Raw genomic sequence first — 16,948 nt, 5'->3', positions numbered from 1 at the left:
CAGGTAAGGGTCCCGTCAGAACCTCGTCAGCCTCGCGGCTCAATGTTGCGCATAGCTCGATGTCGGCTCGCCGGCAGAAGGGCCAAGCACGGCGGAAAACCGCCGGCCATAAAACGAGGAGACATCATGAGCACAACAACCATGGCAGGCCGCGGTCCTTCCGCGGAACCGCGCCCGATGACCAAGGATGAACGCCGCGTCATCTTCGCATCATCGCTGGGCACGGTTTTCGAGTGGTACGACTTCTACCTATACGGCTCGCTCGCAGCCATCATCGCGCAACACTTTTTCTCGGGCGTGAACCCCACCGCGGGCTTCATCTTCGCGTTGCTGGCGTTCGCGGCCGGCTTTGCCGTGCGTCCGTTTGGCGCGCTGGTGTTCGGCCGACTGGGCGACCTGGTCGGACGTAAGTACACCTTCCTGGTCACGATCGTGATCATGGGCCTGTCCACGTTCCTGGTAGGTGTTCTGCCCAGCTACGCCAGCATCGGCCTGGCCGCTCCGGCCATCCTGATCGTGCTGCGCCTGCTCCAAGGCCTGGCGCTGGGTGGCGAGTACGGCGGCGCGGCGACGTATGTTGCCGAACACGCCCCGCACGGCCGCCGCGGCTTCTACACGTCGTGGATCCAGACCACCGCAACGCTGGGCCTGTTCCTGTCGCTGCTGGTGATCCTGGGCATCCGCACGGTCATGGGCGAAGATGACTTCAAAGCCTGGGGCTGGCGCATTCCGTTCCTGATCTCGGTCGTGCTGCTTGGCATCTCGGTGTGGATCCGTCTGCAACTGAGCGAATCGCCCACCTTCAAGCGCATGAAGGAAGAAGGCAAGGGTTCGAAGGCGCCGATCGCTGAATCGTTTGGCCAATGGAAGAACCTGAAGGTCGTGATCCTGGCGCTGCTGGGCCTGACTGCCGGCCAAGCCGTGGTCTGGTACACGGGCCAGTTCTACGCACTGTTCTTCCTGACGCAGACGCTGAAGGTCGAGGCCAATACCGCCAACATCATGATCGCCATCGCGCTCTTGATCGGCACGCCGTTCTTCGTGATCTTCGGTGCGCTGTCGGACAAGATCGGCCGCAAGCCCATCATCATGGCGGGCTGCCTGATCGCTGCGGCGACCTACTTCCCGATCTTCCAGGGCTTGACGCACTTCGCCAACCCGGCGCTTGAAAAGGCCCAGGCGACGGCGCCGGTCACGGTCATCGCCGACCCCAGCACCTGCTCGTTCCAGTTCAATCCGGTGGGCACGTCGGCGTTCACCAGCTCTTGCGACGTCGTGAAGTCCTTCATGGCCCGCAACTCGGTGAACTACAAGAACGAAGCGGCTCCGGCCGGGGCGCTGGCCAAGGTCAAGATCGGCAACGACGAATTCACCTCGTTCGACGGCAAGACCATGGCCCCCGCCGACTTCAAGGCCAAGGCGGCGGAACTGGACAAGGCGCTGACCGCCGCGATCCGTGGCCACGGCTACCCCGCCAAGGCGGACCCGGCGCAAAGCAACAACGTCATGGTGGTGGTGCTGCTGACGATCCTGGTCATCTACGTGACCATGGTCTACGGCCCGATCGCGGCCATGCTGGTGGAAATGTTCCCGACCCGCATCCGCTACACCTCGATGAGCTTGCCGTACCACATCGGCAACGGCTGGTTCGGCGGCTTCCTGCCCCCCGTCGCCTTCGCTGTGGTGGCCGCCACCGGCAACATCTACGACGGCCTGTGGTACCCGATCATCATCGCAGTCATGACCCTGGTCATCGGCACGCTGTTCGTGCGCGAATCCAAGGACAACGACATCAACGCGTAAACGACCATCCCCCGCCGGGCGGGACTGCTGCGCCTGCCCGGCCTTGAAAGCTCCCTAGGGAGCTTTTTTTTTCGCTCCCGCGCAGCGCATTCAACCCAGGGCATCAATCTCTTCCGCACTTTCAGGACGATGTCAGACCCTCGCGCTTAGACTGGCGCCTCAGATTACGGCCTTGCTACAGATCGAATGACGATTGATCCCCCTGTCAGGCGATTGCAGGGCCAGTGTTCTGACACCGATACCGCGTTCCCCGCGAGCCTTTTATGACGCGGTATTGTGTGCTCCCGTACCGGCCCGGCCTTTATTGAGCCGGGCCGCTTTTTTTTGCGCCGCCCAAAAAAATGATGGCCGCCAGTCAGGCGGCCATCATTGCTTGCGTTCAAGTGCAGGCCGGACGTGCCGGCCGCCCAATCAACGGCGCATGCCCACGCCGATGACCAGCACGCCCGCCACGATGGCGGCAATGCCGGCCCAGGTGGGGATCGGTACCGACTTCTCGGTTTCGGCCGTAGCCTTGACCGAGCCGATCTGCAAAACAGTCTCTTCGGACTTGTAGTTAAAGCCCTTGTAGGCCAAAGCCACAATGCCCAGGACGATCAGGATGGCGCCAACGATTTTCATGTTTTTCCTCTCCGATTCCATGTCGGTGCGCGCAAGTTAACGCAACGGCCGCCATGTGTCAGTGACAGAACGTGTCGCCTGTCGCAACGGTATTGCAGCACTTCGGCAAACCGGCCGCGTCGTATAGAATCTACCCTTTTGGCCGACGCTCATGTGGTTCAAAAACCTCAAGATTTACCGCCTCTCCTCGCCGTGGACTCTCGTTGGCGATCAGCTTGAAGAAACGCTTGCGCGCCACGCCTACCAAGCGGGCAACAACCTTGAAATGCAAAGCCTGGGCTGGGTGCCGCCCCGCGAAAATGGCGGGCTTGCGCACGTTGTGAACGGGCAGATCCTGCTTAGCCTGCGCGCAGAAAAGAAGCTCCTGCCGGGCACCGTCGTGAACCAGGTCGCCAAGGCGCGCGCCCAGGAAATCGAAGAGCAGCAAGGCTACAAGCCGGGCCGCAAGCAGATGAAGGAAATCAAGGAACGCGTCACGGACGAACTGCTGCCGCGCGCCTTCAGCGTCTACCGCGATACGCGCGTCTGGATCGACCCGCAGAACCATTGGCTGGTGATCGACGCCGCCGCGTCCGCGAAGGCCGACGAAGTCATCGGCCTGCTGGCCAAGTGCGTGGACCCCTTCCCGCTTGAAAACCTGTACGTTGCGCAGTCTCCCGCGTCCGCCATGACGGGCTGGCTGGCGGAAGACGAGGCGCCGTCCAACTTCAGCATCGACCAGGACACCGAGCTGCGTTCGTCCGGCGAAAGCGGCGCGGCCATCCGCTACGTCAAGCATTCGATCGACGCCGACGACGTGCGCCGCCACATCCAGTCGGGCAAGCAGTGCACGCGCCTGGCCATGACGTGGGCCGACCGCATTTCGTTCGTCCTGACCGAAGGCCTGGACGTCAAGCGCGTGTCGCCGCTGGACGTGCTCAAGGAAGGCAACGAAGGCGTCGCGGCGAACGACGACGAAAAGTTCGATTCCGACATGATGCTCATGACCGGCGAGCTGGCCAAGATGATGGCCGAACTGGTCGAAGCGCTGGGCGGCGAAAAGAAGATCTGATCGCAAGCGCGCTGCGCGCTCCACGCCAAGGCCGCCCCTGATCGGGCGGCCTTTTCATTACCGCTGACGAACGCTGCCTTGCGTGGCGTATTTCAGGCCGTACTTCAGGCCGCCACGCAGCGGTCGCGGCCAGCCAGCTTGGCTTGGTACAGCGCCTTGTCGGCCCGGTCGATCAAATAGGCGTAGTCGGGATGGCCGTCGAAGGTGGCCACGCCGATGCTGGCGGTGATGCGCCGCGCGCCCACTTCAGGAATGGTGAAATCGTGGCGGCGAATCTCGGCGCCCAGCTTCTGCGCGGCGGCCAGCGCCGCTTCCTGCCCCGTGTCCACCAACACCACCAGGAATTCTTCGCCACCGTAGCGGAACACGAAATCGCTGGACCGGCACGACTGATGAACCACCTCGGCGAACTGGCGAAGAATATGATCGCCGCCGGAATGCCCGTGCTCGTCGTTGATGGCCTTGAAGTGATCGATATCCAGCAGCAGCACCGAAAAACGACTGTGCTGCCGACTGGAAATCGCGATCTCGCGCCCGATCACCGAAGGCAGAAAGCGCCGGTTCAGCACGTTGGTCAGCGGGTCGCTGCCGCTCTCGATTTCGGCCACCATGTCGAACAGGCCATTGAGCAGATGCTTGATCCGCGCCACCAGTTCCTGCAACTGGCGCACCTGATCGGGCATCGACATCTGGCGATCTCCCTCGTTCATCATCAAGCGCGGCAGCACCACGTCGTCCAACTGCGTGACCGCCTCGGTGATCTGCCGCAGCGCCGGCGCGCTTTCGAACAGCACGCCGCCCTTGTGCTGCAACCACAAGCCAAACTCCGAAGCGGCCAGGCGCGGCAGCGCCTGCTCCGGCGCGCGGTAGTGCAGGCCAATCAATACCGACTGGCTCCATTCCAGCAACGCGGCGCGCTGGCGCTCGCGCTCGGTGGAGATGTTCTGCCCCAGCGCGAACAGCCGATAGGCTTCGTCGTTGCGAGCCCCCCGATTGATGTCGCGCATGAAGGCTCGGCTCATCTGCTCGATGGCGAGGTCAAAGAGATTACAGACGTATTGCGTGGCGATGGACGCGGCCATGCCGTCCAGGTCGCTGGCGCGCAGACGTTCGGCGATTTCGTTTTTCAACACACGGGCGCCCGCCATCACCAGATGGATCGGGATGTGGACGCGTGCATGCACCTCACCCACCTTTTTCTGGGTCGCCATCAACGCTTCGATGTCGCCCTGGTCGCGCACGCAGAGCAGGCCAAGCAGCCAGTGCTTCATGCCCTTGTGCAGGCGCGTCGCGACGATTTCGTGCGACAGACGGGGGCCGGCTTCCACATCGGCCAGCAAGGTGGAATAGAAGGCGTCCACCAGTTCCTTGGCGCTGTCGGCGACCACGGCGGCCACTTGGCCTCGGGTGTAGGCATCCACTGATTGGTAGACCGCTACCCAGGCTTGCGCATTGGACGCGCTCAGGTAGCACGCCTGGTCGGCGCCGCTCTTCCACACCGGCAACGCGCTCTTGCTCGAAGACATAAATCATCCGCCCCAAAAACTTCGCGCACGCCCAAAGCGACTCGCGACGAAAAACCAGCGCGGATTATGCGCCAAAAGAAGCGGGCCCCTGTCGGGGCCCACTCGGTTCTGGCAGATGCGGCGGGTTATTCCAGGCCGTGGAAGACGGAATCGTCCGGCCCCACGTGCGACGGATGCTGCCACGTCACATCGCGCAGCGAATGCTGCACCAGCCCTTCGACGCCCAGCAACACGGCGAAGATGGCCATGCGGATCGGAATGCCGTTGTCCGTCTGGCGGAAGATGGCCAGGCGCGGATCGTGGTTCAGGTCCACGCTCAGGTCGTTGGCGCCCGGGCGGCTATCGCGCGGCAGCGGGTGCATCACGATGGTTTCGGGGCTGCAATACGCGTCGATGATGGCGCGGTTGATCTGGAAGTCAGGCGTGTAGCCTTCGTTTTCCTCGTTGGCGAAGCGCTCTTTCTGGACGCGCGTCGCGTAGATCACGTCCGCGCCCGCCAGGCCTTCCGCCAGCGAGGTCTTCTGTTCGATGATGTTGCCGTTGCGGCTGGCCTGCTCAATGATGTAGCTGGGCATTTCCAGCCCCTTGGGCGACACCAGCGAGAACTTCACGTTCTTGTACAGCGCCATCAGCTTGATCAGCGAGTGCACGGTACGACCGTATTTCAAGTCGCCGACCATCGCGATGTGCGCGCCATCCAGCAATTTGCCCAGGCGCGAAAACTCGGTCAGGATCGTGTACAGATCCAGCAGCGCCTGGCTGGGGTGTTCGCCAGGGCCGTCACCGCCGTTGACCACGGGAATATTGGTGGCGCGTGCAAATTCCGCCACCGAGCCCTGCTCGGGGTGACGGATCACCATGGCATCGACATAACCGCTCATGACGCGGCTGGTGTCGTAAATCGATTCGCCCTTGGCCATCGACGAAAAGGTGAAGCCGGTGGTGTCGCACACCGAGCCGCCCAGGCGGCAGAACGCGGAACCGAAGCTGACGCGGGTGCGGGTGCTGGCCTCGAAAAACAGGTTGCCCAACACCGCGCCTTCCAGCACGCGCGACACCTTCTGGCGGCGGGCGATGGGCTGCATCATGTCGGCCACGCGGAACAGGTCTTCGACCGATTCACGGGTGAACTGGTCCACCGACAGCAGCTGATTCTTGCCTTCCACCGCGATGCGATCACGCAGCGGGCCATCTTGTACGCTTTGCGTATATTTTTCCAGCAGCACGCCGTTTTGCACGATTTCGCTGACAAAGCGCTGCACCACTTCCGGCATGGCGCGGAATTCCTGCGAGCCCTCGGGCAGCAGCCAGGTATCCAGTGCCCGGCGCTTGACGCCGATCCGCGTGGCGAACACGTCGCGCGTGAGGTTCAGGCGTCGCATGGCGTCGCGCAGGAAAGCTTGCTGGGAGATGGTCATGACAGGCCCCGAGGAAGAGGAGTTATATACGCACCGCGCATATTATTTCCAACGCAAGTGCAAGTCCAACACTTTTGCGTACAGGGGTTTACCCCTGAATTTCAACGCTACCGGCTGGCGTAAGACGTATTCTGCTGCACGCCCGGGGCCACCTGCCCCAGCGCGAACCAGCACGCGGCGCAGAAAGCCATGGCGGCCAGCAGATAGCAGATCATGGCCAGCAATTGGGCAGGCCAATGGCCGCGTGTCGCGTGGCCGATGTCGCCTTGCCGCAACAGGCTGACGTGCGCCAGATACGCGAACAAAAGACCCATGCAGGAAGTCAGCAGCCCGGCCAGAAACAGGGCCAACGGTAATTGAAGATCAGGCGCGGCGATGTCGCCACCGACGATACCCAGGGAAAAGGCCACCAGCGCCAAGGCGGCGGCGCCATTGAGCCAGCCCAGAAAGCGGAATCCGCCCGCTAGCAGCGCGAAAGACATGCTGGATGATCGGCGCTGCGGGGTGCGGGCGTCCATGAATCAGCCGCCGTTGCCGCTGCGGCAGGCCGGCGTGGCGCTTTGAATCGACGCGCGGGCGGCGGCGATTTCGGCGGCGTCCCAGCGGCCCTTGCCCAACACGGTCACGGTGACCTTGGACTTGGCGGGGCCGTCGGACTCAGCGGAAATCAGCTCAAGCACGGTGGCCGGTTCGCCCACTTTGTAGACCTGGATTTCGTCAGGCGCGCCCTTCTCGCCCAAGCTGTGGCGCCATGCGTAGGCCAGGCCATACGGATGCTGCACGTTCACGTGGCAGGTACGCACATATTCGCCACCCCGGCGGAATGCGGCCTGGTAGTTGGTGTCGACGCTGAAGGTCTCTTTCTGCACGGCGTCGGACTCGTAGACCCCCTTGCTCGCGCAGCCGGCCAACAGGACCGCCAGCGTTACACCCACCCATACTGACTTGCGCATGATTCTTCCCGCATTGAAATTCGCACTTCCGCGATTATGCCAGCGGCTGCAACAAGGCCACGCGGGAAATGCGGGAGCATTTCGCGCGTGGCCTCGGACAGACTCATCAGCAGCTGGGGCGTTACGGCCTTATTTCGCAGCGCCTTCGATCTTCTCACCGCCCCGTTGGATATCCTTGCCGGCGCCCGCAACGGTATTGCAGCCCGCCGAGAGGGCGGCGATCGAAAGCAACATGACGAGAACGACTTTGTTTTTCATAAACATCTCCTGTCTGGGCGTGGAAAGCGAAGCCAGCATACCGCAAAGGGCCAGATTTGGGCATCCTTCGGATACGGCGGCGAAGACCGCTGTCAGCATGAATCGTTCCCGCCTACAATGCGGCCCGCCGCCCGGGCCGCCGCCAGGCGGGTGCAATTTGTAACCCGCCTGGACCAAACCCCGTAACCGCCCTTACGCGGTCGTGACAAACCGCGCCCCGGCGCGGTGTCGCGTATTTGCCGGCAATGGATTAGGATGCGCAAATGAACAAAAAACCCCTATCGCAGAACGCTGGCGCCGCCCCACAGGGCTGGGGCTGGGAACAGCCTCAGTGCCGCGGACAAGCGGCTTTGGCGCTGTTTATCGACGATCTGCACCGAATTCTGCAAGCCCATGCCGCCGGCAAGCTCGCAGACAGCAGCACCCTTGCCGATGCCCAAGGCCATGTCAACGAATTGCTGGCCCGCTACAACGAAATCAACGCCGCGCCCGAGATTTTCCTGGGGCAGTCGGTGGAACTGAAAGAAGGTGTCGACCGCAACGGCGTGTCGCACACCGTGCCGATTTTTTCGGCACGCCTGAAACAATCACTGGTGTCGATGCTGGGGCAAAGCCCCGGCTGACGCGCTCGTGCAGGCCGACTGAAGGCGGCCGCGGACCAGACCAGCTCTAAGGAGAACCACAATGAATTCAGACAACGTCGTAGAGTTTCTCCGCTTGCTGTCGCTGGACGTCACGCTGGGCTCTGCCGCCCAGCACGCCGCGAGCCAGGCGGATGCACCTCTGGCTTTGGCCCGTTTGGCCACGGCGCACGGCTTGCCCTGCAGCGCATCGGACTGGTCCTTCTTTGCTCGCAGTTGCCTGGATTCCTCCATCGAAACCATGACGGACGCGGGCCCCGCCGACGCCACGGTCTGGCAGTTGGTGCAAGATCCGGCCGACGGCACCGGCATTCCCGCCAGCTCCATCACTCGCGTGATCGGCATCATTTCGCAACCCGGAGCGGGCGCCCCCCCGGTCGTCGGCCATGTCGTGGGCGACCTCGCCCCACGTGCGCCGCTGGGCATGGTGCCCTACCCCACCGGCTCTTGAAGACGGGCGCGGCCCGCCTCAGCGCGGGCCCGCCAGATATTGACGCACGCCGTTCGCGGCCACGACGCCGCTGGCCATGCAGGCCGTCAGCAGATAGCCGCCCGTCGGCGCTTCCCAATCCAGCATTTCGCCAGCGCAGAACACGCCGGGAGCCGATGCCAGCATCAGCCCCGCCGTCAGGGCATCAAACGAAACGCCGCCCGCCGTGCTGATCGCTTCGTCCATCGGACGCGGGCGCAGCAGCGTCACCGGCAGCGCCTTGATGCGCATCGCGAGGCGCGAGGCGTCCTTGAAATCTTCGGCGGACGCGCATTCGCGCAGCAAGCCCGCCTTCACGCCCGTCAACCCCATCCGGCTTTGTAGATGACTGGACATGGAACGCGCTCCACGTGGATGCGTGACGGCCGCGTTGACCTTTTCCTGCGACCAGTCAGGCGCCAGGTCCAGCCACGCGACCGCGTGACCACGTGTCTCGATCTCGTCGCGCAAGGCTGCGGACATCGCGTAAACAAGGCTGCCCTCGATACCGCTTGCCGACACCACGAATTCACCTTGTCTTGCCGGCATCCCCGCACAGCTCATCGAGACAGATTTCACCGGTTGGCCCGCGTAGCGCTCGGAGAAATGCGGCGACCACGCCACGTCGAACCCGCAATTGGCAGGACGCAGCGGCGCAACATCGACACCGTGTGCCTGCAAGCCCGCCACCCACGCGCCGTCGGATCCCAGCTTGGCCCAGCTGCCTCCGCCCAACGCCAGCACGACCGCGTCGGCGGCTAGCGTGCGCACGCCGTCCGGCGTCTCGAAGCTCAAGGTCTGCGGGGACACCGCGTCGCCTTGGGGCCAGCCCAACCAGCGATGCCGCATATGGAAATGCACGCCGCTCGCCCGCAATCGCGCCAACCAGGCGCGCAACAGCGGCGCGGCTTTCATCTCTTGAGGGAACACCCGGCCCGAGGAACCCACGAACGTTTCGATGCCCAGCCCATGTGCCCATGCGCGCAGTGCGGTGGCGTCCATGGCTTGCAACCAGGGCGCCACCTGGTCGGCCCGCGCGCCGTAGCGCGCCAGAAAGGCAGCCGGTGCTTCGCTGTGCGTCAGGTTCAACCCGCCGCGTCCGGCCATCAGGAACTTGCGTCCCACCGACGGCATGGCGTCGAACACGTCGACCTGCACGCCCTTGCCGGCCAGTCCCTCCGCCGCCATCAACCCGGCAGGCCCGCCACCGATGATGGCGACGCGCGGCGGCACGGGGGCCGCCACATCCATCGAGGTCGTCATGGCAGCAATACCGTCATGGCAGTCGGATGAAAGGGCAGAAAACAAGGCATGGGGCAATTCGATGAGGTCGGGAACGACGCGGCGCACCGCGGCGCAGCGGGAGCGAATTGTCGCATGCCCCACGCGCCAGGCCGCGCGATGTAGCAGTCGGCCTCAGCGCGAAGGTCGCGACCACCATAGAAAAAGGCCTGGCGCCGGCCACTTATTGACCGCAGGCGCCAAGCCCTTGTTATGACTGGACAAATTGGACATGCACAAAGGCTATCCCAAGGCTTGTCCACAGTCGCTGTGGGTAACTTCCGACTTCAGGCGTTGACCGCCGCCTGCATCGGACCGGACCATGGTTCCGCATCCAGTTCAAAGCGCAGTTCCTGGTATTCGCCATCCACGGCCACCGTCCGCAGCAAACCCGCGCCCATGGCCTGGCCCATTGCACGACGGCACAGGGTTTCGGGATCATCCGGCAGCGATTGGAAGACGCCATCTGGAATGCGCAGGCGCAGCAGCGCTTGGGGATCACCGCGTTCGGCCGGCCGACCGATGTGGATGTGGGCCGGGTAGCCGTGCGGGCACCAGATGCCTACGTGATATTTGCCTTCAGCGCCTGTGTCGGCGACAAAACCGGGATGATCGTATTTTGCTGTACCCATGGACCCTCCTCCTGTGCGGCAAACTAGCGCGCGTGACCCATGGTAGCTCAGGGTTGCGGCGCTGTGCGGGCAGGATCATCCGGGAAACTCCGGACTGGAACATTAGGTTGACCCAGGGCAAGTACGAACAAAAAAAGCATAAAAAAAAAGCCGCGATATGCATCGCGGCTTTTTCTTGAAACTGGTTGCGGGGGCAGGATTTGAACCTACGACCTTCGGGTTATGAGCCCGACGAGCTGCCAGACTGCTCCACCCCGCGTCTGATGTGATGAATCATACACCATTATGAAATCTTGTGCAGCGCACCCAGGCGATTTTTCGTGGATTCAGGCGTTTTTTGCCGAAATATTTTCGCGACCAGCGCAAAAAGGCGGTGGATGGGCCCCGGTACATCAAGACAGATCACGTCAGCGGCATGGATGCCGGTAACGCACACCACTCCCCCTTCCATCACCCCGTGCGCTTCGCCCGCGTTGATGCGCACGGATACCGGCAGAGGCAGGCTGCTCGCGGCTTCGAAGCCCGCGGCCAGTTGCTCCACACGGATGCTGCCCGCCACGCAGATGACGTTTGCCCCTGCCTTCAAGACGAACGTGCGGGTGGCGCCGGCATCGATCTGGACGCGCTGCGAGGGGGGCTGGGAAGGAAAGTCGGCGTGCATGATGTTCTCCAATCGGACAGTGACAGGCTACGCGCGCCCTGCTTTGCGCAACAGCCACACCCGCTGCCTTTCTGTACCGAAGCAGACGCTCGATTTGGCCACTGTTATGGTGTACTTTTCACCAATCTGTGCCTTCTTCATTCCAACCTTGGGGAGCATGATCGGCGCATGGACCCACAACCGCTGTATCTCCGCCTGGCGAACCACTATCGGCGCGCCATCCAGACGGGCGTCCTCGCGCCCGCGCAGCGCATGCCGTCCGTGCGCACGCTGGTGCGCACGCATCATGTCAGCCTGTCCACCGCGCTACAGGCCTGCCGCCAGCTGGAAGACGACGGCCTGATCGAAGCGCGGCCGCGCTCGGGCTATTTCGTATTGCAGGCGCGCCGCAACAGCATCCCCCCGGTCAATGAACCCGACATCCGGCAGACGCTCGGCGCGGCGCAGTATGTCGGCATCCACGACCGCGTGTCGGACTTCATCGCCAAATGCGAGGCACATCCCGTCAGTGCCAACTTCGCGCTGGCGGCGGCGGTGCCCGAGGCCTATCCGATGGACGCGCTGAAGCAGGCGATGACGCGCGCGCTGCGTGTCTCGCCGCACGTGCTGGTCAGCCCGGTGCCGCCACAAGGCCACCCGGATCTGCGCACGGTGCTGGCGCGCCGGGCGCTGGCCAACGGCATCAACGCTACGCCGGACGACGTCATCGTCACGCACGGCTGCATCGAGGCGCTGAACCTGGCGCTGCGGGCCGTGGCCCGCCCGGGCGACACCATCGCCGTCGAATCCCCCACTTACTTCGGCCTGCTGCAAATTCTTGAAAGCCTGGGGATGCGCGCGCTGGAAATTCCGACCAGCCCGCAACATGGGCTGTCCATCGAGGCGCTGGATCTAGCCTTCCAGACGCACGGCAATATCCGCGCGGTCGTCGTCGTGCCGAACTTCCAGAATCCGTTGGGCTGCGTCATGCCCGATTCGGAAAAGGCCCGGCTGGTCGCGCTGTGCGAACGCCAGCAGGTGCCGCTGATCGAAGACGACACGTATGGCGCCTTGACCGATGACGACGCGCCGCTGGCTGCCGCCAAGTCGTGGGACGCAACGGGCAACGTGATCTATTGCTCATCGATGCACAAGACGCTTGCGCCCGGCATGCGGCTGGGCTGGTTGTTGGGCGGACGCTGGAAGGCCCGCATTGCCATGCTCAAGTTCGCGCAAAGCCGGCCGAATGAACCGCTGGCGCAGATCGCCGTGGCCGAGTATCTGGGGTCGCGCGCCTATGATCGCCATCTGACGCGCTTGCGGCGGCAATTGAAGACGCAGCGCGACCAGACGGCGGAAGCCATCGCCGCCCACTTTCCCAGCGGCACGCGCTTGAGCGTGCCGCAAGGCGGACTGCTGCTATGGGTCGAGATGCCCAACGGCCGGTCCGGCATGGACGTGTTCGAGGCGGCGTTGCGACAAGGAATACGCGTTGCGCCCGGCGCCATGTTTTCCAACGGCGCGCGCTACAACCACTTCCTGCGCATCAGTTGCGGCCAGCGCACCACGCCTGACCTCGCGCGCGCCCTGCTGGCCCTGGCGCGCATCGTCGGCGAGGGCGCCGCATGAACGCATCCCTGCATCAGTTCATCGTCGACTACGGCCTGTGGGCGGTATTGGGCGGCACCTTTCTGGAAGGCGAAAGCGTGGTGGTGTTCGCCGGCTTTCTGGCGCACCAGCACCTGCTGCACCTGCCCTACGTGATGCTGTGCGCCTTCGCCGGCTCGTTCATCGCCGATCAGTTGCTGTTCTTTCTGGGACGCCGCTATCGCGACCACCGCTTCGTGCGACGCATTCGTGAAAAGCCGGCCTTCGAAAGAGCGCTGGCCGCTATCGACCGCTACCCGCACGGCTTCATCCTGAGCCTGCGTTTTCTGTATGGCTTGCGTACCGTCGGCCCGGTCGCGCTGGGCATGTCGCGCGTGCCGCCGCTGCGCTTCCTGGTGCTCAACGCCATCGCCGCCGTCATTTGGGCGGTGTGCTTCAGCGTGGTGGGCTACGCGTTCGGCCAGACGATCGAGTCGTTGCTGGGCCGGCTGCATGGCGTGGAAACCAAGCTGGCCGTGGCGTTGGCCATCGGGGTGGTGATCGGTTTGGCCTATCACCTGCTTGCGAGGCGACGGCGCTGATCCGCTGTCAGCAGAAGAATCTGCCGCTGGCGCGCAGCACGTGCCGGCGGCGCGCCTTGCGATACCACTTGCCGATGAACGGCAGCAGCGCCAGGCGGCGCAGGATGGGATGGCGTTGGTCGAAATCGTGCCACGCCTTGAAGCCATGCCCCATGCGTTCCCAGCTCTCACGCGCTTCGGGTGAGAGTTTGCCGGGGTCGAACGCCGCCAGCTTTGCCGCTTCCGAGACGCGCGCCAACATGGCGTTGCCCGGGTGTTCCAATCGATACTGATTACGCATGGGGCCGCATATTACCCGGCTTGGCGGCGGTGTGGACACAACACAATCGCGCGCTTGCAACACGCAAATGGAGCCACCTTTGACCGCCCATTCCAAGCCCTTGTAAACAAAGGGAAATGCGGATCTATGCCCGCACTATCCCAAGGCTTGTCCACAGAAGCTGTGGGTAACTTCCCGCCACGGCGGGTCCGTGCAGGCTTACTTCAACGCCGCAACAATCATGTCGCGCACGCTTTCGAAACCCGCCACGTACTGGGGATTTTCGGAGCGGGCCAGCAGGCTGGAATAGTTCTGTTCCAGCTGGGCTTCGATGGCTTCGCGCAGGCCCGGCGATCCCTTGACCAGATGCAGCATCGACAGCAGGGTCGAATTCAGTGCGTCGATGCGGCCGCCCTGGTGAGAAATGGTGTGGACGATAACGGCAATTTGTTCTTGGGTATCCATGGCGAAAACTCCTGGCATTGATGATCGGCGCAAATCCTAGCATGGCCCGCCGACGCGTCTGGCGCGCTAGGCAAGCAGCAGGCACCGCGCTAGCATAAAGCGTGCCGCTGTGGCTGCGCGGCACATGCCGCCGGGCGCCATCCACGGCGCCCCGGGGCCACCGGAGCGCGCGTATGAAGACGATTCAGAACTATGCCCCGCCAGACGTCCAATCCCTGCAACGCCTGCAAGACAGGCTGGGATTCAGCGACGCGCGCATGGCCGAGCTGGCCGGGCTGGATGCCGCCACGCCATGGCCCGGATTCGTTGGCGGACCCGAGCCTCGCACCCTGGGACGGCAACGCCTCTTTTACATGATGGCGCGCCTGACGCTGGATGAACGGCAATGGCAGCGCGTGCTTGATGCGATGCGCGAAGCCGGCGCGCGCTTCGATTACGAAGTTCCCTTGGCGGCCAGCGCCGAGCCCGCGCCGCAACCCGAGGCCGACGAGGACCGCAAGTTCGGCATGCTGCTGGTCAGCCGCAACGGCGCCTTCCACGAAATGGAGCAGCTACGCGAATTCGCTCATTTCGCGCACGAAGCCGACGTCAGCCGCTTTATCAATTCGGTGTTCTATGACAGCGACATCGACCTATGCCGCTTTCGCTTCGCAGACGACGAAGGGCTCACGGACGCCAGCCGCGACCGCATCTTCGACGCAGCGCACCGGACCATCACGCGATTCGAATTCGATGGACGCATCTATCACGGCGGCATTCCGCCCGAGTCCGACGGTTAGCACGGCGTCAATTCATTGACGCGCGCGGCCCGCCGCCTGTACCGTCGGCTCTTCGCCTATCGCTGCACGCCTTTTGCATGAACGAACGACTCGACGACATTGACCGAAAACTGCTCAGCCTGCTCTCGGCCAACGCGCGCGAGCCGGCCGCGATCCTGGCGCGCAAGCTTGGGCTGGCACGCACCACCGTGGTCGCGCGCATCGCCCGGCTGGAACGCGAACACATCGTTTCGGGCTATGGCGTGCGCCTGGGCCGTCGGCTGGAAGAGGCTGCGGTGCGTGCGTACTGCTTCATCAGCGTGCTGCCCAAGACGCCGGCCGCCGTCATCCGCGAACTGGAGCGGATGCCGGAAGTGGAAGAGGTGTCATCCGTCAGCGGCCCCTACGACTACCTGATCTTCCTGCGCTGCGAAACGCACGAACAACTGGACGATCTGCTGGACCGCATCGGGCTGATCGACGGGGTCAAGCAAACACAGACATCCATCGTCCTGAGCCGCAAGGTCGACCGCCGCAGCGCCGTCGCCGCGCCCTGACGGACCGGCCGCCTGCGCCGTGCCGGATCGGGCGTCTTTTCTCGCGGACCGACATGGTGTTGTAATGGCGGATATCGCGTTTTCTGGATGCTCCATGCTTGCACGACTTGCCCCCGCCGCCGCCTTGCTGACCCTGCTTGCCGCCTGTTCGAGCATGAGCGAGGTCACATCCGTCGGCAAAGACACCTACAGCGTCACCTACAGCTCGGGCACGCAGCTGCTGACGTGGGTGGAACTCAAGAACCAGACGCTGCAACGCGCGGACCAATATTGCCAAGGCATTGGTCGCAAGCTGCAAAAGCCGAAGGTCACGTCGAACCACGCCACCGGCCTGGGCTCCAAGCGCGCCACGGTCACGTTTGAATGCGGCGTGATCGATCCGCCCAAGGACACGGCATCGTGAACGCGTCACTGCCCGTGGGCATCACCATGGGCGATGCCGCCGGCATCGGCCCTGAAATTGTCGTGAAGGCAGTTGCACAAGGCCTCGCCGCTCCCTGCGTGGTGTATGGCGACGCCGGCGCGCTGCGCCGCGCGGCCGCGCAACTAGGCGCGCGGCTGGAAGTCGTCGAAATTGCCGACGTCGGCCAGGCCACCGCCGATGCCGGACGCATCCATGTCATTGCCTGTAGCCCCGCATTGCCGGCCGACCTGCCAATGGGCAAGGTCAGCGCGGTCGCCGGGCGCGGCGCCTATGACTACGTCTGCGCCGCGATCGACGACGCGCAGGCTGGCCGTATCCGCGCCATCGTTACCGCACCGCTGAACAAGAAGTCCATGCACGAAGCCGGCATCGACTACCCCGGCCACACTGAAATCCTGGCTGACCGTTCGGCCACGCAGGACTTCGCCATGATGCTGGCCAATGACGAGCTGCGCGTGCTGCTCGTGACCATCCACGTGGCCCTGGCCGAGGTCATCGCGCGCATCACGCCCGAAGCCGAACTGACCGCCATGCGGCTGGCCGACCGCGCCTGCCGCCAGATGGGCATCGCCGCACCACGCGTGGCCGTCGCTGGTCTGAACCCGCACGCGGGCGAAGGCGGCAAGTTCGGCCGCGAAGACATCGACATCATCGAACCGGCAATCGCCCGCGCACGGGCCGAAGGCATCGACGCCAGCGGCCCGTGGCCGGGCGACACCATCTTCATGCGCGCCCGCCGGGGCGAATTCGACATCGTCGTGGCGCAGTATCACGACCAGGGCCTGATCCCGGTGAAGTACCTGGGCGTGGACCACGGCGTGAACGTCACGGTAGGCCTGCCTTTCGTGCGCACCAGCGTCGACCACGGCACGGCCTTCGACATCGCCGGCCGAGGCGTGGCCGACCATGCGTCGCTGGTCGCTGCATTCGATCTGGCGCTGGCGATGACTCCCTGAGGCGCGCGGCGGCGGCGAGGACTACAATACGCCCCGTTTCCGGCGCG

At 64.0% G+C, this 16,948-nt stretch carries 21 protein-coding genes and 1 tRNA gene; 10 read left to right on the top strand and 12 right to left on the bottom strand.

Features of this window, described 5'->3' with window-relative positions; all coding sequences use genetic code 11:
- Nucleotides 1–141: 141 nt before the first annotated feature.
- The gene (locus API01S_RS11395) at nt 142–1,803 is read left to right on the top strand and encodes an MFS transporter (protein WP_050727726.1); all 1,662 of its coding nucleotides are present in this window, start codon (nt 142–144) and stop codon (nt 1,801–1,803) included.
- A 411-nt stretch (nt 1,804–2,214) separates the two neighbouring features.
- Here the strand turns inward: API01S_RS11395 and API01S_RS11390 are convergent, their stop codons facing one another.
- Nucleotides 2,215–2,424 carry a hypothetical protein gene (locus API01S_RS11390; RefSeq protein ID WP_039883006.1) on the bottom strand — a complete coding sequence of 70 codons (210 nt, stop codon included), beginning with the start codon at nt 2,422–2,424 and terminating at the stop codon, nt 2,215–2,217.
- A 151-nt stretch (nt 2,425–2,575) separates the two neighbouring features.
- On the opposite strand from API01S_RS11390, the gene API01S_RS11385 reads away from it, so the two are divergent.
- Nucleotides 2,576–3,475 carry a recombination-associated protein RdgC gene (locus API01S_RS11385; protein WP_006218333.1) on the top strand — a complete coding sequence of 300 codons (900 nt, stop codon included), beginning with the start codon at nt 2,576–2,578 and terminating at the stop codon, nt 3,473–3,475.
- Nucleotides 3,476–3,579: 104 nt separating this feature from the next.
- Here API01S_RS11385 and API01S_RS11380 read toward each other — a convergent pair whose 3' ends face one another.
- The 5 genes from API01S_RS11380 to API01S_RS11360 all read right to left on the bottom strand — a co-directional run bounded on the left by API01S_RS11380 (nt 3,580) and on the right by API01S_RS11360 (nt 7,630).
- Nucleotides 3,580–5,001: a diguanylate cyclase gene (locus API01S_RS11380; protein ID WP_050727727.1), complete on the bottom strand. Its 1,422-nt coding sequence runs from the start codon at nt 4,999–5,001 to the stop codon at nt 3,580–3,582.
- A gap of 125 nt (nt 5,002–5,126) precedes the next feature.
- Nucleotides 5,127–6,419, bottom strand: a complete 1,293-nt coding sequence (locus API01S_RS11375) for an aspartate carbamoyltransferase (protein ID WP_006218331.1) — start codon at nt 6,417–6,419, stop codon at nt 5,127–5,129.
- A 107-nt stretch (nt 6,420–6,526) separates the two neighbouring features.
- Nucleotides 6,527–6,937: a hypothetical protein gene (locus tag API01S_RS11370; RefSeq protein ID WP_061304515.1), complete on the bottom strand. Its 411-nt coding sequence runs from the start codon at nt 6,935–6,937 to the stop codon at nt 6,527–6,529.
- Nucleotides 6,938–6,940: 3 nt separating this feature from the next.
- Nucleotides 6,941–7,372 (bottom strand): BPTD_2524 family lipoprotein, encoded by a 432-nt coding sequence (locus tag API01S_RS11365; RefSeq protein ID WP_006218328.1) that lies wholly within the window; start codon nt 7,370–7,372, stop codon nt 6,941–6,943.
- 129 nt (nt 7,373–7,501) lie between these two features.
- Complete coding sequence (locus tag API01S_RS11360; RefSeq protein WP_039883990.1) at nt 7,502–7,630, bottom strand: entericidin A/B family lipoprotein; 129 nt, start codon at nt 7,628–7,630, stop codon at nt 7,502–7,504.
- Between the two features lie 263 nt (nt 7,631–7,893).
- Here API01S_RS11360 and API01S_RS11355 point away from each other — a divergent pair, with 263 nt between their 5' ends.
- Nucleotides 7,894–8,253 (top strand): hypothetical protein, encoded by a 360-nt coding sequence (locus tag API01S_RS11355; protein ID WP_006218326.1) that lies wholly within the window; start codon nt 7,894–7,896, stop codon nt 8,251–8,253.
- A 61-nt stretch (nt 8,254–8,314) separates the two neighbouring features.
- Nucleotides 8,315–8,722, top strand: coding sequence for a hypothetical protein (locus API01S_RS11350; RefSeq protein ID WP_061304513.1), 408 nt, complete (start codon nt 8,315–8,317; stop codon nt 8,720–8,722).
- 18 nt (nt 8,723–8,740) lie between these two features.
- On the opposite strand, the gene API01S_RS11345 is transcribed toward API01S_RS11350, so the two are convergent.
- From API01S_RS11345 to API01S_RS11330, 4 genes are all read right to left on the bottom strand, one after another.
- Complete coding sequence (locus tag API01S_RS11345) at nt 8,741–10,003, bottom strand: TIGR03862 family flavoprotein (RefSeq protein ID WP_255221296.1); 1,263 nt, start codon at nt 10,001–10,003, stop codon at nt 8,741–8,743.
- Nucleotides 10,004–10,308: 305 nt separating this feature from the next.
- Nucleotides 10,309–10,653 (bottom strand): hypothetical protein, encoded by a 345-nt coding sequence (locus tag API01S_RS11340; protein ID WP_006218323.1) that lies wholly within the window; start codon nt 10,651–10,653, stop codon nt 10,309–10,311.
- 182 nt (nt 10,654–10,835) lie between these two features.
- Nucleotides 10,836–10,912, bottom strand: a tRNA-Met gene (locus API01S_RS11335).
- A 24-nt stretch (nt 10,913–10,936) separates the two neighbouring features.
- A complete protein-coding gene (locus API01S_RS11330) occupies nt 10,937–11,314 on the bottom strand; it encodes a hypothetical protein (RefSeq protein ID WP_061304512.1) in 378 nt (125 codons plus the stop codon).
- A 168-nt stretch (nt 11,315–11,482) separates the two neighbouring features.
- Here API01S_RS11330 and API01S_RS11325 point away from each other — a divergent pair, with 168 nt between their 5' ends.
- A complete protein-coding gene (locus API01S_RS11325) occupies nt 11,483–12,922 on the top strand; it encodes an aminotransferase-like domain-containing protein (RefSeq protein ID WP_061304509.1) in 1,440 nt (479 codons plus the stop codon).
- Nucleotides 12,919–13,482: a DedA family protein gene (locus API01S_RS11320; RefSeq protein WP_006218319.1), complete on the top strand. Its 564-nt coding sequence runs from the start codon at nt 12,919–12,921 to the stop codon at nt 13,480–13,482. Before API01S_RS11325 ends, API01S_RS11320 begins: the two co-directional genes overlap by 4 nt.
- Before the next feature lie 7 nt (nt 13,483–13,489).
- On the opposite strand, the gene API01S_RS11315 is transcribed toward API01S_RS11320, so the two are convergent.
- Nucleotides 13,490–13,762, bottom strand: coding sequence for a hypothetical protein (locus API01S_RS11315; protein WP_231689314.1), 273 nt, complete (start codon nt 13,760–13,762; stop codon nt 13,490–13,492).
- A gap of 198 nt (nt 13,763–13,960) precedes the next feature.
- The gene (locus API01S_RS11310; RefSeq protein ID WP_006218317.1) at nt 13,961–14,206 is read right to left on the bottom strand and encodes a hypothetical protein; all 246 of its coding nucleotides are present in this window, start codon (nt 14,204–14,206) and stop codon (nt 13,961–13,963) included.
- A 173-nt stretch (nt 14,207–14,379) separates the two neighbouring features.
- Here API01S_RS11310 and API01S_RS11305 point away from each other — a divergent pair, with 173 nt between their 5' ends.
- The 4 genes from API01S_RS11305 (at nt 14,380) to pdxA (ending at nt 16,901) form a co-directional block, all read left to right on the top strand.
- On the top strand, nt 14,380–14,985 hold the full coding sequence (locus API01S_RS11305; RefSeq protein ID WP_006218316.1) for a hypothetical protein: 606 nt from the start codon (nt 14,380–14,382) through the stop codon (nt 14,983–14,985).
- A gap of 77 nt (nt 14,986–15,062) precedes the next feature.
- Nucleotides 15,063–15,521: an Lrp/AsnC family transcriptional regulator gene (locus API01S_RS11300; protein WP_006218315.1), complete on the top strand. Its 459-nt coding sequence runs from the start codon at nt 15,063–15,065 to the stop codon at nt 15,519–15,521.
- 94 nt (nt 15,522–15,615) lie between these two features.
- Nucleotides 15,616–15,924, top strand: coding sequence for a hypothetical protein (locus API01S_RS11295; RefSeq protein WP_050728150.1), 309 nt, complete (start codon nt 15,616–15,618; stop codon nt 15,922–15,924).
- On the top strand, nt 15,921–16,901 hold the full coding sequence (gene pdxA / locus API01S_RS11290; RefSeq protein ID WP_082305936.1) for a 4-hydroxythreonine-4-phosphate dehydrogenase PdxA: 981 nt from the start codon (nt 15,921–15,923) through the stop codon (nt 16,899–16,901). The genes API01S_RS11295 and pdxA overlap by 4 nt, the downstream gene beginning before the upstream one ends.
- Nucleotides 16,902–16,948: the final 47 nt, after the last annotated feature.

The organism is Achromobacter piechaudii NBRC 102461, assembly GCF_001571245.1.
Classification (GTDB): domain Bacteria; phylum Pseudomonadota; class Gammaproteobacteria; order Burkholderiales; family Burkholderiaceae_B; genus Achromobacter; species Achromobacter piechaudii.
The sequence above is the reverse complement of the archived record's forward strand: the minus strand, read 5'-3'. Positions and strand labels throughout refer to the sequence as shown.

Bases quoted from the DNA above. Each gene is read 5' to 3' on its own strand.
- API01S_RS11395 (WP_050727726.1), top strand. From the start codon at position 142: ATGGCAGGCCGCGGTCCTTCCGCGGAACCGCGCCCGATGACCAAGGAT.
- API01S_RS11390 (WP_039883006.1), bottom strand. From the start codon at position 2,424: ATGAAAATCGTTGGCGCCATCCTGATCGTCCTGGGCATTGTGGCTTTG.
- API01S_RS11385 (WP_006218333.1), top strand. From the start codon at position 2,576: ATGTGGTTCAAAAACCTCAAGATTTACCGCCTCTCCTCGCCGTGGACT.
- API01S_RS11380 (WP_050727727.1), bottom strand. From the start codon at position 5,001: ATGTCTTCGAGCAAGAGCGCGTTGCCGGTGTGGAAGAGCGGCGCCGAC.
- API01S_RS11375 (WP_006218331.1), bottom strand. From the start codon at position 6,419: ATGACCATCTCCCAGCAAGCTTTCCTGCGCGACGCCATGCGACGCCTG.
- API01S_RS11370 (WP_061304515.1), bottom strand. From the start codon at position 6,937: ATGGACGCCCGCACCCCGCAGCGCCGATCATCCAGCATGTCTTTCGCG.
- API01S_RS11365 (WP_006218328.1), bottom strand. From the start codon at position 7,372: ATGCGCAAGTCAGTATGGGTGGGTGTAACGCTGGCGGTCCTGTTGGCC.
- API01S_RS11360 (WP_039883990.1), bottom strand. From the start codon at position 7,630: ATGAAAAACAAAGTCGTTCTCGTCATGTTGCTTTCGATCGCCGCCCTC.
- API01S_RS11355 (WP_006218326.1), top strand. From the start codon at position 7,894: ATGAACAAAAAACCCCTATCGCAGAACGCTGGCGCCGCCCCACAGGGC.
- API01S_RS11350 (WP_061304513.1), top strand. From the start codon at position 8,315: ATGAATTCAGACAACGTCGTAGAGTTTCTCCGCTTGCTGTCGCTGGAC.
- API01S_RS11345 (WP_255221296.1), bottom strand. From the start codon at position 10,003: ATGACGACCTCGATGGATGTGGCGGCCCCCGTGCCGCCGCGCGTCGCC.
- API01S_RS11340 (WP_006218323.1), bottom strand. From the start codon at position 10,653: ATGGGTACAGCAAAATACGATCATCCCGGTTTTGTCGCCGACACAGGC.
- API01S_RS11330 (WP_061304512.1), bottom strand. From the start codon at position 11,314: ATGCACGCCGACTTTCCTTCCCAGCCCCCCTCGCAGCGCGTCCAGATC.
- API01S_RS11325 (WP_061304509.1), top strand. From the start codon at position 11,483: ATGGACCCACAACCGCTGTATCTCCGCCTGGCGAACCACTATCGGCGC.
- API01S_RS11320 (WP_006218319.1), top strand. From the start codon at position 12,919: ATGAACGCATCCCTGCATCAGTTCATCGTCGACTACGGCCTGTGGGCG.
- API01S_RS11315 (WP_231689314.1), bottom strand. From the start codon at position 13,762: ATGCGTAATCAGTATCGATTGGAACACCCGGGCAACGCCATGTTGGCG.
- API01S_RS11310 (WP_006218317.1), bottom strand. From the start codon at position 14,206: ATGGATACCCAAGAACAAATTGCCGTTATCGTCCACACCATTTCTCAC.
- API01S_RS11305 (WP_006218316.1), top strand. From the start codon at position 14,380: ATGAAGACGATTCAGAACTATGCCCCGCCAGACGTCCAATCCCTGCAA.
- API01S_RS11300 (WP_006218315.1), top strand. From the start codon at position 15,063: ATGAACGAACGACTCGACGACATTGACCGAAAACTGCTCAGCCTGCTC.
- API01S_RS11295 (WP_050728150.1), top strand. From the start codon at position 15,616: ATGCTTGCACGACTTGCCCCCGCCGCCGCCTTGCTGACCCTGCTTGCC.